Source organism: Arthrobacter sp. EPSL27 (assembly GCF_001512305.1).
In the GTDB taxonomy this organism is placed as follows: domain Bacteria; phylum Actinomycetota; class Actinomycetes; order Actinomycetales; family Micrococcaceae; genus Arthrobacter.
In genome coordinates this window covers 429430-444563 of sequence record NZ_LNUT01000004.1, presented here as the reverse complement: position 1 = coordinate 444563, position 15134 = coordinate 429430, and the positions used below count along the sequence as shown (strand labels likewise).

Annotated in this window: 11 protein-coding genes; 3 read left to right on the top strand and 8 right to left on the bottom strand. The window is 68.1% G+C overall.

Annotated elements, in window-relative coordinates:
• The first annotated feature begins 296 nt into the window (after positions 1-296).
• Positions 297-1205, top strand: coding sequence for an alpha/beta hydrolase (locus AR539_RS06785; RefSeq protein ID WP_231728515.1), 909 nt, complete (start codon positions 297-299; stop codon positions 1203-1205).
• A 25-nt stretch (positions 1206-1230) separates the two neighbouring features.
• Here the strand turns inward: AR539_RS06785 and AR539_RS06780 are convergent, their stop codons facing one another.
• The 5 genes from AR539_RS06780 to AR539_RS06765 all read right to left on the bottom strand — a co-directional run bounded on the left by AR539_RS06780 (position 1231) and on the right by AR539_RS06765 (position 8026).
• Positions 1231-2985 carry a gamma-glutamyltransferase family protein gene (locus tag AR539_RS06780; protein WP_066436200.1) on the bottom strand — a complete coding sequence of 585 codons (1755 nt, stop codon included), beginning with the start codon at positions 2983-2985 and terminating at the stop codon, positions 1231-1233.
• A gap of 178 nt (positions 2986-3163) precedes the next feature.
• On the bottom strand, positions 3164-3271 hold the full coding sequence (locus AR539_RS19900; RefSeq protein WP_442854393.1) for an MFS transporter small subunit: 108 nt from the start codon (positions 3269-3271) through the stop codon (positions 3164-3166).
• 67 nt (positions 3272-3338) lie between these two features.
• Positions 3339-4748: an OFA family MFS transporter gene (locus AR539_RS06775; RefSeq protein WP_066433988.1), complete on the bottom strand. Its 1410-nt coding sequence runs from the start codon at positions 4746-4748 to the stop codon at positions 3339-3341.
• A 165-nt stretch (positions 4749-4913) separates the two neighbouring features.
• Positions 4914-7397: a Tex family protein gene (locus AR539_RS06770; protein ID WP_066433985.1), complete on the bottom strand. Its 2484-nt coding sequence runs from the start codon at positions 7395-7397 to the stop codon at positions 4914-4916.
• A gap of 23 nt (positions 7398-7420) precedes the next feature.
• Positions 7421-8026 carry an SOUL family heme-binding protein gene (locus tag AR539_RS06765; RefSeq protein ID WP_066433984.1) on the bottom strand — a complete coding sequence of 202 codons (606 nt, stop codon included), beginning with the start codon at positions 8024-8026 and terminating at the stop codon, positions 7421-7423.
• Positions 8027-8189: 163 nt separating this feature from the next.
• On the opposite strand from AR539_RS06765, the gene AR539_RS06760 reads away from it, so the two are divergent.
• Entirely contained in the window at positions 8190-11813 is a 3624-nt protein-coding gene (locus AR539_RS06760) for a TM0106 family RecB-like putative nuclease (protein WP_066433982.1), read from the top strand.
• A gap of 107 nt (positions 11814-11920) precedes the next feature.
• On the top strand, positions 11921-12364 hold the full coding sequence (locus AR539_RS18945; RefSeq protein WP_082699225.1) for a hypothetical protein: 444 nt from the start codon (positions 11921-11923) through the stop codon (positions 12362-12364).
• 312 nt (positions 12365-12676) lie between these two features.
• Here the strand turns inward: AR539_RS18945 and AR539_RS06755 are convergent, their stop codons facing one another.
• From AR539_RS06755 to AR539_RS19795, 3 genes are all read right to left on the bottom strand, one after another.
• On the bottom strand, positions 12677-13474 hold the full coding sequence (locus AR539_RS06755) for a triose-phosphate isomerase (RefSeq protein WP_066433979.1): 798 nt from the start codon (positions 13472-13474) through the stop codon (positions 12677-12679).
• Between the two features lie 92 nt (positions 13475-13566).
• Complete coding sequence (locus tag AR539_RS06750) at positions 13567-14916, bottom strand: MFS transporter (protein WP_066433976.1); 1350 nt, start codon at positions 14914-14916, stop codon at positions 13567-13569.
• A gap of 87 nt (positions 14917-15003) precedes the next feature.
• Positions 15004-15129: a hypothetical protein gene (locus AR539_RS19795; protein ID WP_269433681.1), complete on the bottom strand. Its 126-nt coding sequence runs from the start codon at positions 15127-15129 to the stop codon at positions 15004-15006.
• Between the last annotated feature and the right edge of the window lie 5 nt (positions 15130-15134).

Sequence of the window (15134 nt, the reverse complement as noted above, 5' to 3'; positions counted from 1 at the left end):
ACCCCACATCGACCCCCACCAAAAACCCCGCCGCAACCACTACTTCCACCCCCAACACCTCGGCACCGCAGCCTGACCACTGCTGCGACCAGCCAGTCCAGCCGGTCGACCTCAGCCGATTATCTCGATGATGGAGATACCATCGGATGGTGAAGGATGCGACGCACCCAGGCCAGCCAAGAACCCAATCCACAGACCCCGGCCAATCTGGATCCCAGTCCGCGGGCTGGGGCTGGGCCCTCCTCAGGTGGACCGGCGCACTCGCTGCGGGCGCGCTCATAGTGGTGCCGCTCTGGATGCTCCTCAGCAACATCGCCATCCTCGGCGGGCACCCCGCGTTGCCCGTCCTGCTGATGGGGACTGCTGCAGCGGGCCTCCTCTGGGCATTCATCCTCATCAGACGCACGGCCGGAACCGGCGTCCGCACTGGAAACAAGCGCCCGGACCCGGCGCACCATGAGCCGGGCCGTCGCATCCTTTCGCCCTGGCAACTGGTCCGCGGGCTCGCAGGCCGGCTCATTGCCCTCGGCCTGGTCGCCGGGCTGCTGTGGCTCAACCCGTTCCCGCAGCAGCCCAGCGGAGCGGACGGCCAAACCTCGGGGACCAGCACCGAGGACGCCACCTCCATCACCCTCGCTCCGGAAGGGAAGGCCAGCGCGGGTATCGTCTTCTACCCGGGCGCACGCGTCGCCTCGCAGGCCTACCAGGACATCCTCGGCCCGCTGGCGAACGCCGGCAATCTGGTGGTCATCCTGAAAGCACCCCTGGGCATCCCGCTGCTGGACGCCAACCAGGCCCGCGCGGCAATGGACCGGCATCCGGAAATCACTTCCTGGGCCGTCGGCGGCCACTCACTCGGCGGGGTGAGCGCGTCCACCTTCGCAAAGTCGAACCTGGACGTGGCCGGGCTCCTCCTCTTCGCCTCGTTCCCCGCCGACAGCATGGCGGATTCCAGCGATCTCAAGGTGCTGTCCATCTCTGGCTCAAACGACGGGCTCACCACCCCCGACAAGGTGGCGGCGTCAAAGCCGTTGCTCCCGCCGTCGGCCGAGTTCGCCACAGTGGACGGCGGCGTGCACGCGTTCTTCGGGGACTACGGCGTGCAACCCGGGGACGGCGAACCGGGCATCTCCCGCGAACTGGCCCAGCAGCAAATCGCCGCCGAGTCCGTCCGCTTTATGGACCGTCTCCAGTCACCTGCCTGACAGCCGCACCGGAGGCGCACCGGCGCTACCGCCCGGCCGCGTACCCCTGCGCGCCCCGGGGATTCGCCGCCGCCTGCAGCACTCCCGTGGACGGATCACGGACGACGGCGGACAGCCGCCCCAGCGTCCAGCCACCCACGGTGGTGACCACATGGCCCCGGCGCTCAAGCCCCGCGATGACCTCGTCACCCAGCCGGTCCTCGACGACGGCGCCGCCCGGCTCCCAGGTGCGCGGCCAGAACGACCCAGGCATCGACGTCGTATGGAACGTGGGCGCATCGATGGCCTGCTGCGGTGAATAGCCGCCGACGATCGTGCGCAGCAGGTACGGCAGTTGCCACTGATCCTGCTGGTCACCGCCCGGCGACCCCAGCGCGGTGACGGCCTCGCCGTCGCGCAGCACCAAGGTGGGCGTCAGGGTGGTCCGCGGGCGCTTGCCCGGCGTCAGCGTGGAGGGTGTGCCCGGCTCCAGCCAGGTCATCTGCAGCCTGGTGCCGAGGCAGAAACCCAGCTCCGGGATAGCCGGGGACGACTGCAGCCAGCCGCCCGACGGCGTGGCAGAAACCATGTTGCCCCAGCGGTCCACGACGTCGATATGGCACGTGTCGCCGCGGGTTTCCCCGCTCGGTGCCACGGTCGGTTCCCCCACACCGAGCCCTGCGGAGCCCTCCCCGGCGAGCGCCGGCGGCGTGTACTCCGTCCGCAACGGCGGAAGATACGGCTCGCGTCCGGGCACACGGCCGGGCCGGAAGTCATGCGAGGCACGCTCTCCGATCAGCGCCCGGCGCTCAGCGCAGTATTCGGGAGACAGCAGATAGTCCAGCGGGACGTCGGTATCGCCGTAGTACGCTTCCCGGTCCGCGAGGGCCAGCTTCTGGGCCTCCAGAATGGTGTGCGTCCCGAGTTCGGTTGACGGGTCCAAATGCGCGTCGTCGAACCCGTCAAGGATGGCGAGCGTCTGCAGCAGCGCCGGCCCCTGCCCCCAGGGCCCGGTCTTCGCGATAGTGTGCCCCCGGAACTCGACGGTGGCCGCGGCCTCGTAGCCTGCCTCGAATCCGGACAGGTCTTCCAGCGCGAGGACACCGCGATGGTCCGTGCCGGAGGAGTGCCGGTGCGGCGTCTGGACGGACTCCGCCATGGCCTTGGCCACGAACCCCTCGCGCCATTCGCGGCGGGCAGCGTCGATCTTGGCCGCACGCGAGTCACCCCCTCCAGCCCCGGCGTCCACCAGCCGCTGCAGGGTCCGGGCATAGGCCGGGTTCCGGACCATCTCGCCTTCGGCCGGAATCCGTCCGCCCGGCATCCACAGCTCGGCCGACGTCGGCCAGTGGTCCTGGAACAGCTCAGCCACGGCCGCGATGGTGGTTCCCACCCTGCCCAGCATCGGATGCCCGTCGCGGGCGTAGCCGATGGCGAAGTCCAGCACGTCGCCCAGCTCCCAGGTGCCGTGGTCGCGCAACAGCAGGAGCCAGGCGTCGACGGCGGCAGGAACCGCCGCGGCCAGCGCGCCGGAGCCGGGCACCAGTTCCAGGCCTTCGGCAAGGAAGTGCTCCACTGAGGCCCCGGCGGGTGCCGGGCCCTGGCCCGTCAGGACCACCGGCGTGCCGGGCTCCGCCGCGGTGACGAAGACGCCGGTCATGTCCCCGCCGGGTCCGTTCAGATGCGGCTCAACGACGTGCAGCACGAAGGCTCCCGCGGTTGCGGCGTCGAACGCGTTGCCGCCGCGCTCCAGCACGGCCTGCGCGGCCGCCGTCGCCAGCCAGTGCGTGGAGGCGCTCATCCCAAAGGTGCCCTGAAGTGTGGGGCGCGTGGTGAACACCTCCGGGCGGGTGAACTCAACCCGGGGCTCCGGCGGCAGGTCCGCCGCGGAATCCGCTGGGGCGTCCGTGTGCCCGGCGTCGGCCCGGCCGCCGTCCGATTCAGCAGCACGCGAGGGGGCCAGGGAGCCTGCAGCGATATCAGCCAAAGAGGGCCGCCACCCGGGTGAGGGTCTCGTAAACGCCGTATCCCAGCGGCACGCCCACCAGCGCCCAGGCGGCCACCAGTTTCCCGGTGGACGGGTTCACAGGTGTCTGGTTCGCATATTGCTGATTCGCAGGTGTCTGGTTCGCAGGTATTTGTGCAGCGCTCATCTCAGGCCTCCATGGCGGGTTCTTCGGAACGGGCAGGTTCCGTGCGGGCAGGTTCGGGGCGGGGCTCGTGGAAGCGGCTGTCCACCGGCTTGACCAGCAGGTTGGCCACAAAGCCGACCACCAGCAGCCCCACCATGGTCAGCAGCGCGGGCTGGTAGGACGCGGCGGTCAGCTGGCCGGGTTTGCCCTGGGCGTCCAGGAACGCGTTGACGATCAGCGGCCCGGCGATGCCGGCCGCGGACCACGCTGTCAGGAGCCGGCCGTGGATGGCCCCGACCTGGAACGTGCCGAACAGGTCGCGCAGGTAGGCCGGGACGGTGGCAAAGCCGCCGCCGTAGAAGGAGATGATGACGAACGCGAGCGCCACGTAGAGGAAGGTGGTGGCGGAGCCGGCCAGCGCCAGCACCGTGTAGAGCACGGCGCCGACCCCGAGGTACATCATGTAGATGCGCTTGCGGCCGGTGATGTCAGACGTCGCGGACCAGGCAAAGCGGCCGGACATGTTGCCGATCGAGAGCAGGCCCACGAAGCCGGAGGCGACGGCGGCACTCACCAGGGACACGCCGTCGGACTGGCGGAAGAAGTCCTGGATCATGGGGGCGGCCTGCTCAAGGATGCCGATGCCGGCGGTGACGTTGCAGAAGAGCGCAATCCAGACCAGCCAGAACTGCCGGGTCTTGACGGCGTTCTTTGCGGAGACGTTGTCCGTTGTGACCAGGGTGGCGGCCTTGACCTTGGACGGGTCGAAGCCGGCGGGCTTCCAGCCGTCGGCCGGGACTTTGATGGTGAGCGCGCCGAACAGCATGTACGCCAGGTACACGGCGCCGAGCGTCAGGAAGAGCTTGCCGACGGCGTCGCCGCTGGCCACCCAGCCCTGGGCGCCCGAGTTGGGGTCGTACATTTTGAGCAGAGCGGTCGAGACGGGGCTGGCGATCAGGGCACCGCCGCCGAAGCCCATGATGGCCATGCCGGTGGCGAGTCCCGGGCGGTCGGGGAACCACTTAATCAGGGTGGAGACCGGCGAGATGTAGCCGATGCCCAGGCCGATGCCGCCGATGAACCCGTATCCGAGGTACACCAGCCAGAGCTGGCCGCTGAAGATGCCCAGCGAACCAATCAGGAAGCCGCTGGCCCAGAACACGGCCGACGTGAACATGGCCTTGCGCGGGCCGTTCTTATCCACCCAGGTGCCCATAACCGCGGCGGAGAGGCCCAGCATCACGATCGCGATCGAGAAGATCACACCGATTTCGGTCAGGCTGGCGCCGAAGTGCTTGACCAGCGCTGTTTTGTAGACGCTGGTGGCATACGCCTGGCCGATGCACAAGTGCACGGCGAGCGCCGCGGGCGGCACCAGCCACCGGTTGAATCCCGGCGGGGCGATGGTTCGTTCACGGTCCAGCCAGCCCATAAGTGCTCCCTTTGCTTCCGACGTCGGTGTCCCTGCGGCATAGAGGCGAAAGCCCCGATCAGGGCCGTTGCCTCCGGCAATCATGGTGCAGATCGTCAGCAAACGTACTATTTGTGCGCCGAGCGGTAGGAATTCAGCGACGAGCGGCAGGCGGCCCCGGCCGGCCTACTTCCCCAGGCCGGCCCTCCTCAGCGCCTCCGCCATGGCCGTATTGGCAGGGGCGGGTGCGGCCGCCGGCTTCTGCGGCTGCCGGGCGGATCCCCGCCGGTCCGGCCTCGGTTGCCCCGCTGGCTGCTTACCGGACGGTCGCTCGGCCGTCCGCTGCCCCGGCTCACGTTGCCCCGGCTCACGCTGGCCGGACGCCCGCTCCCCCGGCTCACGCTTCTTCGGCGCCGCCGGTTCGTCGTCGAGCCGCAGCGTCAGGGAGATGCGCTTCCGTTCCGGATCGGCTTCCAGCACCTTCACCCGGACCACCTGCCCGGACTTGACCACCTCGCGGGGATCGGAGACGAAGCGGTTGGCCAGCGCGGACACGTGCACCAGCCCGTCCTGGTGCACCCCGACGTCGACAAACGCGCCGAACGCCGCCACGTTGGTGACGGTGCCCTCCAGCACCATCCCGGGCCTGAGGTCGGAGATCTTCTCGATGCCCTCGGAGAACGCCGCCGCCGCGAACGCCGGGCGCGGGTCCCGGCCCGGCTTTTCCAACTCGGCGATGATGTCCTGCACCGTGGGCAGGCCGAACGTGCCGTCCACAAAGTCCTGCGGGTTCAGGGCGGCGTAGCTTCCCGCGGCCGGAGCCGTCCCGGCGGCCGCCTTGATCTTCCGCGCCACCGGGTACGCCTCCGGGTGCACGCTGGAGGCGTCCAGCGGCTCGACTCCCCCGGTGATACGCAGGAAGCCGGCGCATTGCTCAAACGCCTTCGCGCCCAGCCGCGGCACCTTCTTCAGCTCGGTGCGCTTCGTGAACGGGCCGTGCTCATTCCGGTACGCCACGATGTTCTCGCTCAGCAGCGGCCCGACGCCGGCCACACGGCTGAGCAGCGCCGGGGAAGCCGTATTCACGTCCACGCCCACCGCGTTCACGCAGTCCTCCACCACGGCGTCCAGGCTGCGGTCCAGCTTGGCGGAGGTGACGTCGTGCTGGTACTGCCCGACGCCGATCGACTTCGGTTCGATCTTCACCAGTTCCGCGAGGGGGTCCTGCAGGCGCCGGGCAATGGACACGGCGCCGCGCAGGGACACGTCCATGCCGGGCAGCTCCGCTGCGGCCAGCGCCGACGCGGAGTAGACGGATGCGCCGGCCTCGGACACCACGATCTTCTGCGGCGCGGACCCTGCACCGGACGAAAGCTGCTTGATCAGTTCCCCGGCAAGCTTGTCCGTTTCCCGTGACGCCGTGCCGTTGCCGATCGCGACAAGTTCGACGCCGTGCTTCCGGGCCAGGCCCACCAGTGTCCGCAGCGCCTCGTCCCACTTGCGGGCCGGGGCGTGCGGGTAGACGGTGTCGGTCGCCACCACCTTGCCGGTGCTGTCCACCACCGCCACTTTCACGCCGGTGCGCAGCCCCGGGTCCAGGCCCAGAGTCGCCCGGTTGCCCGCCGGCGCGGCGAGCAGCACATCCCGGAGGTTGGCGGCGAAGACCCGCACGGCCTCGTCCTCGGCAGCGGCGAACATCCGGCTCCGCAGGTCTGCGGTCAGCCGGGCCAGCACCCGTGAGCGCCACGCGGCCTGTGCGGTCTGCAGCAGCCAGGCGTCGGCGGGCCGGCCGCGGTCGGCGACGCCGAGGAACCGGGCCACAGCGGCTTCGTAGCGGCCGCGCGCGGCGGTGAGTGCGGCGTCGTCGTCCGGTTCCGCCTCGGCGAGATCCAACTCCAGCACGCCGTCCTTCTCGCCGCGCAGCAGTGCCAGCACGCGGTGCGAGGGCATGCCGGCCGGCTGCTGGGAGAACTCGAAGTAGTCCTTGAACTTCTGTCCTTCGGCGTCCTTGCCTTTCTTGACGCGGGACACCATGCGGCCCTGGGTCCAGAGCCTCTCCCTGAGTGTGGCGGCCAGGTCGGCGTCCTGCGCCACCCGCTCCACCAGGATGGCGCGGGCCCCGGCGAGCGCGGCCGCGGCGTCCCCGACGGAGTGCTCGGCGTTGAGGTATTTAGCCGCTTCACGTTCCGGGTCCAGCTCCGGCCGCTTCAGGAGGGCGTCGGCCAGCGGTTCCAGCCCGGCTTCGCGGGCGATCTGCGCCTTGGTGCGGCGCTTGGACTTGAACGGCAGGTAGATGTCCTCCAGCCGCGACTTGGTGTCGGCGGCGACGACGGCGGCCTGCAGTTCCGGGGTCAGCGCGCCTTGGGCGGCGATCGCCTCGAGAACGGTCCGGCGGCGGTCCTCCAGCTCGCGGAGGTACCGCAGCCGTTCCTCCAGGTCGCGGAGCTGGGTGTCATCGAGCGTCCCGGTGGCTTCCTTGCGGTACCGGGCGATGAACGGCACGGTGGAGCCGCCGTCGAGCAGCTCCACCGCCGCCTTGACCTGCCAGGCCTGGACGCCGAGTTCGGCGGCGATCTGGGCGGCGATGCCCGACTCCTGGGTCTGGGAAGCCTGGGTTTTGGGCGGCGCTGTGGAAGCTGACGGGGAAGGGCGGTGCGGGAGTTGAGTCACCCTGCCATTTTGCCTTACCGCCGTCAGGGGCCGGGCTTGCCTGCGGGCGGCGCAGGCTCCTGCACGTCCTGGACTACCTCGTTCCGCCGCAGGAACCACGGCTTGAACGGAGGATCAAACTGGGCGAACCGCGGCGGCCCCACGGCGGTCAGGCCGGCCAGCACCAGCGCGGCCTGGAGCCCCTCGTTGCGCCGTTCGAAAGCAGCTGCCGAGCCGCTGCCCGAGAACCGGAGGGCAGCCGCCAGCGACGCGGGGATTGCCCGGATCCTGACCCGGGGGTCCGCAGGGACCGGCGCCGTCTCCGCCGTCGTGCCGGCAGGGAGCACAAAGGCGACGACAAAGTCTGCGGGTCCGCCACGTCCCGGCAGCGGACCGCTCTGGATCACCGGGGCGGTCATCGCCAGCTTCTGCGACGGTCCCGGCGCCTGGACCACCGGGGCCGTCATGGCCAGCTTCTGCCGGGCATTGTTGTTGCCGCTGATGTAATTGAACAGGTGCCGGAAGGCCGCATTGCCGGCCCGGTCGAACATTGCGTTGACCTGGATCTCGGCCACAACGTGCGCGGGATAGCGGCGCAGCTCGAAGTGTGCGTAGCGCTGGACCAGCTCGAAGGGTTGCTGTTCGGTCATGTCACCAGACCCTACGCCGGGCCTGTGACAGGAACCAGCCCCTCCCGTCCAGGGTCCGCGCCGGATTGTCGGAGGGCTTTGATAGCTTGAAGAACAGACGGGCTGGCAGCACCGGCTGCACGTCCGGGCCGCAGAGCCGCAGCACACCAACATCGGGGGCACAGTGTTTTTCGTTGAACCGGAAGTGCCGGGTTCCGCACGGGACCTGATTTTCTCCGCGAGCGATCTGGTGATCGCCGCCAGCTGTGAGTACCAGCTGCTCCGGAAGCTCGACGAGAAGCTGGGCCGCGCCCCCAAGGCAGAGTTCGCGGACGATGAGATGCTCAGGCACGCCGCCGTCCTGGGCGACCTCCACGAGCGGAAGGTGCTCGATCGGTTCGTGGCGGACTTCGGCCACTGGGACCCGGCCGCGGGGCGCGGCGTGTACGACGTGGTCCCGGCGGAGGCCATGGACCGCGCCACACTGGAGGCCAAGCACGCCGAGTCGATCGATGCGCTCCGCGCGGGGGCCGACGTCGTTTTCCAGGCCGCGTTCTTTGACGGCCAGTTCCACGGCCGCTCGGACTTCCTGGTCCGGCAGGCCGGCGGCAGTTACGCCGTCTTCGACACCAAGCTGGCCCGCCACGCGAAGGTGTCCGCCCTGCTCCAGCTGGCGGCCTACGGCGACCAGCTCCTGAAGGCCGGGATCACCCCGGCCCCGGACGTGACACTGGTCCTCGGCGCTACCGTGCAGCTCCCGGACGGCGGCTTCGACTACGTCCGCAGCCACCACAAGCTCGCCGAGGTGCTGCCGGTTTTCCGGGAGCGGAGGGACAGGTTCGTGGCGCTGACCTCGGCGCATCGGGCGCAGCCCGGCACCGTGGCCTGGGACACCCCCGGTATTATCGCGTGCGGCCGCTGCGACTACTGCCAGGAACAGGTCAAAGCCACCGACGACCTGCTGCTTGTGGCCCGGATGAATTCGGCCCAGCGCAAGAAGTTCCGCGCCGAGGGGATCCGCACGGTCCGCCAGCTCGCCGAGGCGGCCCTGGCCAGCCCCAGCGCGGCACAGCTGCGGCTGCAGGAGCAGGCCCGGATGCAGAGCGGCATCGGCCCCGCGGATGGTGAGGTGCAGTTCGTCAAGGACGGCGAAAAGCACAGCATCCGCTTCGGCGTGATTCCGGAGAACACGCTCGCGGAACTGCCCCCGCCGAGCGAGGGGGACATCTTTTTCGACTTCGAAGGTGATCCCCTGTGGCAGGAAAGCGCCACAGGCGTCTGGGGGCTGGAGTACCTGTTCGGCGTTATGGAGGCGCCGGCGGCTCCCGGCGAGCCCGGGGTGTTCCGGCCGTTCTGGGCGCACACCCGCGAGGCGGAGAAGCAGGCGTTCCTCGACTTCCTCGACTACGTGGAGAAGCGCCGGCGGGACTACCCCGACATGCACGTCTACCACTACGCCCCGTACGAGAAAACTGCGCTGCGGAAGCTCTCCGTGATGCACGTGGCCGGCGAGGACACCGTGGACGGGTGGCTCCGCGAGGGGCTGCTGGTGGACCTGTACCAGACGGTCCGCAATAGCCTCCGGATTTCTGAGAATTCCTACAGCATCAAGAAACTCGAGCCGCTGTACATGGGGACCAACCTGCGCACCGGGGACGTGAAGGACGCCGGCGCATCGGTGGTGGCCTACGCCCGCTACTGCGACGCGCGCGACAACGGAGACACCGAGGAAGCCGACGCCATCCTCGCCGGGATTGCGGACTACAACGAGTACGACTGCCTCTCCACCCTGGAACTCCGGGACTGGCTCCTGGGCCTGGCCCGGGAGCGCGGGATCCAGCCCGGCAGCGGCGGTCCGGGCGGCGGACCGCCCGCAGCAGCGGACGATGCCGTCGGTGTGAGCCCGGAGCCGGGCTCGGAGTTAGCCGACCTGGATCCGCTGGAAGTGGCGCTGGCCGAGGCGGCGGGGGCCGCCGTCGGGCTTTCCGGGGATGACCGGAAGGCGGTTTCTATGCTGGCGGCGGCCGTCAGCTACCACCGGAGGGAGCGCAAAGCGTTCTGGTGGGCGCACTTCGACCGGTGCGAGAACGGCCCGGACACGCACCACCAGCAGGACCGCAATGTCTTCCTCGTTGAGGACGCGGAGGTGCTCGAGGAATGGTGGAAGGACGGCGCGAAGCTTCCGGAGCGGAAGGTGAAGTTGATCGGCACGGTCAGCCCCGGCTCGGACCTCCGTGAGGGCAGCACGTGGTTCCGTATGTACGAGCCGCCGCTTCCGGCAGGGCTTGAGGGCACGGGCATCAACGGGACCGGCCGCAACGGCTGGTTCGGGACGGAGGTTTTGGAGCTGGGCCACGAGGATGGCAGGGACACCGTGGTCATCCGGGACAAGCTCCGCAAGAACATCGACCCGTACCATCAGGTTCCCGTTGCGCTGACCGAGGACCAGCCCATCCAGACCAAGAGCATCGAGGATGCGCTGGCTGTCCTGGCCTCAAATGTCACCGCGGCGCTGCAGACTGGGCGGCCTGAGTTTCCGCGCCACCCGGCGCTGGACCTGGTGCGCCGGGTTCCGCCCCGGCTGGCCTCCGGGGCGGCTCTGCCGGCGCCCGGGGAGGGCCCGGACCGGTTTGTCGATGCCATTACGGACGCGGTGCTGGCCCTGGACCATTCCTATCTGGCGGTGCAGGGTCCGCCCGGGACGGGCAAGACATACGTGGGATCGCACGTCATCGCCCGGCTGGTGGCCCACGGGTGGAAGGTGGGCGTCGTCGGGCAGTCGCACGCGGTGGTGGAAAACCTCCTGAAGACGGCGGTGGTGAAGGCCGGCGTCGATCCGGAACTGGTGGCGAAGGATGTGAAACACAGTGAAGCTCTGCCCTGGGGGCAGCGGTCCGCCAAGGATGTGGCGGCGCTGCTGGGCAAGCCTGGCGGCGCGTTGATCGGAGGCACGGCGTGGACCATGACGGGCGCCACTGTTCCGGCCGGTGCGCTGGATCTGCTGGTTATTGACGAGGCCGGGCAGTTCTCGCTGGCCAATACCCTGGCCGTGGCGCAGGCGAGCAGCCGGCTGCTGCTGCTTGGCGATCCGCAGCAGCTGCCGCAGGTCAGCCAGGGCGCCCACCCCGAGCCGGTGGACGAGTCGGCGCTGGGCTGGGTTTCCGCCGGGCATGCCACGCTCCCGCCGGAACTGGGCTATTTCCTGGCCGACTCGTGGCGGATGAACTCGGAACTGTGCCGGGCGGTCTCCGAGCTCTCGTACGAGGGCAGGTTGCGGTCCGCGCCGGCCGCGGACCTTCGGCGGCTCGAGGGGGCCCCTGCCGGAATCGAAACCGTCATGCTGGAGCACAGCGGCAACATCACGTCGTCTGTCGAGGAGGCTGCCGAGGTGGTCCGCCAGGTCACCCGGCATCTGGGGCTGACCTGGCATACGGAAGAGGGCACACGGCCGCTGGATGTGGCGGACATTCTGGTGGTGGCCGCCTACAACGCCCAGGTCAACGTGATCCGCGAGGCCCTCGATGCAGCAGGGCTGCCCGGCGTCCGGGTGGGCACGGTGGACAAGTTCCAGGGCCAGGAGGCCGCCGTCGTGGTTGTATCCATGGCGTGCTCCGCCGTGGCTGAGGCGCCGCGCGGCATGGAATTCCTGCTCTCGCGCAACCGGATCAATGTGGCGGTATCCCGCGGCCAGTGGCGTGGCGTCGTGATCCGGGCGCCGGAGCTGACCAACTACCTGCCCGTCCACCCCGAGGGCCTGGAGCAGCTGGGCGGGTTCATCGGACTGTGCCAGCGGTCGGTGGCTTCCTGAACCGGACGAATGACAGTAAGCACCCTTTACGTGATGATAGTCGTGGCTTGACCCCACTGGCCGGAGCTTAGAGGGGCTGGCACTTCGCTAGTCTGGGAGAGATTTGCATGTTTAGGGTCGAAAAAACCGCGGACAACCTGGTGCCTCGGGTCGCAGATGCCGACGCCGGGCTATATCTCGAATGGTTGGTAACAGGAAGCCGCTACACCACCGAAGTTTTCGAGCTGCTAAGTGCAAGCGGCGGAATTCCTTTTACCACGTCGCGAGAATACGCCGTTGATCCTGAAACTGGACTTAGGTTCACACTGTTCAAATTCATCACCTTTGGCAGCGCCCCTCGAGCTCAAAGTAGAGCCAAGCACTTGGTCAATCGCACCTTCAGGGACGGCACCGAAAAGCAATATTGGATGAAGATTGCAGTGGAGGCGCTGCTAGTCTTTGGAACAGCTTTCAATGGCTTGGAGGCACCCCGCAAGGGGTACACGAAGGTTGAATTGAATGGTCGAATCTACACGCTTGAGGATTTTGGATATACGCTAGGCCAGAAATAAAGCGGTATAAGCAGAAAATATGGTTGAGTGCATGATTGCGAACGCTGCGGACACCTCAAGGAAGAGCTCCAACTTTGGAGGACCCGTTCCCTCTTTGGGGATCATGCCCATTCTTAAATGCGATCAGTGGACACGATAGCTTTTCGCCCACCCTTCGTGGCCCAAGGAGGACATGTCCAGCCGTGACGGTCAGCTGCCATGGGACATGCTCATTCTTCGCCGCAAACCAGTGAGCACAATGGCATTCTGCCCATTGCTCGCGGCTCCCGTGGGATATGTCCACCGGTACAGGTGGGCCGCGCGGGGACCTGCTCAGCGGGCCGCGGGAATGCCCTCGGCCAGCAGGAGTGCCTCGTCCAGCACCATGCCGAAGTTCGCCGGATCATGGGCGAACCGGCCCAGGAAAAGACCGGAGACGCTCTCGAGCGCCGGCAGGAGCCCGGGCTTGGCCGAGCCGCCGTAGATGACGGGAAGGTCCTCCAGACCGGAGGGGGCGAGGCGGCTCCGGAGCTGCCGGACGACGTCGGAGACGTACCTCGCGGCCGCGGGCTCCGCCGCGCCGATGGCCCAAACCGGTTCGTACGCGAGGACGACCCGGCCGGCGAGCTCCCAGTCGTCGTCCACGGCGGACCGCACCTGGCGGTACACAAACTCTGCCGCGTGCTCGGCACTGCCGTGGTCGAGCTCTCCCACACAGAGCAGCGGCGCCAGCCCGGCGGCAGCCGCCGCGCTGACTTTTCGCCTAATCATCAGGTCGTCTTCGCTGAAGTGCCGGCGGCGTTCGGCGTGCCCGATTTCGACGAGGCCGACGCCGAGTTCCGCGAGCATGGACGGGGCCACTTCCCCGGTCCACGGCCCGTCGGCCCAGCCGCAGTTCTGCGCACCGAGTATTAGCGGCGAACCGGCCAGCAGCGCGGCGGCCGCCGGGAGGAGCGGGAAGGATGGAATCACGAACGGGACAACCCGCCCGGCCGCGAGGGCCGGGCGGGTGTCCACTTCGTGGCGCAGCTGCGCCAGCCACGTCAGGCTGTCCTGGTAGCCCAGATACATCTTGGAGCTGACACCCACCAGCAGGGGCGGGAAGGTCTGGCTGGTTCCACTTTGCTGCATGTGTTGATGCTTCCTGCTTGAAACTGGGTGAACCGGTTGGCACTCCCGGCACGGGTGAGGCGCCGGGAGTGCCGGAGGCGGCTGAACGGTTCCTACTGTTCCAGGAGGTCGTCGGCCTTGTTCTTGAACCGCTTGGTCGCGAACATCATGGCCGCGGCCAGGAACGGGAGCACACCCAGGGCGTAGACGCCCATGGTGCCGGTATCCGATGCGGTGATCTGGTTGACCGAGGTCCGCAGGATCGGCGCCACGAAGCCTCCCAGGTTGCCGAGGGAGTTGATGAGGCCGATGCCGGCCGCCGCGGCGGTGCCGGTGAGGAACGCCGTCGGGTAGGACCAGGCGATGGGCCCGATGGAAAGGAAGCTGCAGACGGCCAGGGTAATGAAAAGGATGCCCAGCACCGGAAGCTGGTTGGCGCCCGCCCACGCGGACCCGAAGATGCACAGGCCGGTGGAGATGAACAACCCGGTGCCCCAGACACGGCGGCGGATCACGGTGTTGGCGGCCTTGCCGATGAAGTAGCACGCAAAGAGGCCGAAGAACCACGGGATGGCGGCCATCATGCCCACCGCGAAGCCGACTTTCTGGCCGGTCAGCTGGGCGACCTGCTGCGGAAGGTAGAACGTCACACCGTAGACGGCGATCTGGAGGCAGAAATAGATGATTGTGAAGTACCAGACCTTGCCGTTCTTCATGGCGGCGAGCACGCCGCGCGGGCCGGTCTCCTCCTTGACGGTGTCCTCCAGTGCCATGACGTCCAGGAGTGCCTTCTTCTCGTCCTTGTTGAGGAACTTGGCGTCCTGGGGGCTGTTGATGAGGAAGAAGAACGCGGCGATGCCGGCAACAACCGCCAGCATGCCCTCCACGAAGAACATGACCTGCCAGCCCTGGACGCCGGGGACCTGGTCGCCGATGTTGATCAGCCAGCCGGACAGTGGCGCGCCGATCATCTGGGAGAAAGGCTGCGCCAGGTAGAAGATGGCAAACATCTTGACGCGGACCTTATTGGGGAACCACGCCGCGAGGAACATGATGACGCCGGGGAAGAGTCCGGCCTCGGTGACACCGAGGAGGAACCGCAGGATGATGAACGAGGTCTCGCCCTGGACGAATGCGAAGCACGCGGAGACGATGCCCCAGGTGATGGCGATGCGGGCCAGCCAGATTTTGGCCCCGAACTTGGTCAGCAGGAGGTTGCTGGGTATTTCGAAGATGGCGTAGCCGATGAAGAAGATCCCGGCTCCCAGGGCGTAGGCCCCGGCCGTGATGCCCCGGTCCACTTCGAGGGCGGCCTCGGCGAAGCCCACGTTGGTGCGGTCCAGGAAGGCGACCACGTAGAGGATGACCAGCATGGGCATCAGCCGGAAGGACGCCTTGGAGATCGCCGATTTCAGTACCGGCGTTTCCAGTAGGTCCCTTGTGGAGGTTGTTGTTACGGACATCAAAAACTCCTCGTCGAGCAATCAGTGGTGTAACTCAATGGGATGGATCAGGTGCGTGAAAAGCGGTGGAGCGGCGCCGCAGCCGTCCTAGCGTGAGAAGGCGATGATCATGATTCCGGCCAGGCAGGCCAGGACGCCGACGGCGAGGTAGAGCTTCCGTGCTTTGCTCCAGGCCGCGAACCCTGGTGTGGGCGTGTTTTTGGGCTGTTCCACGTTGC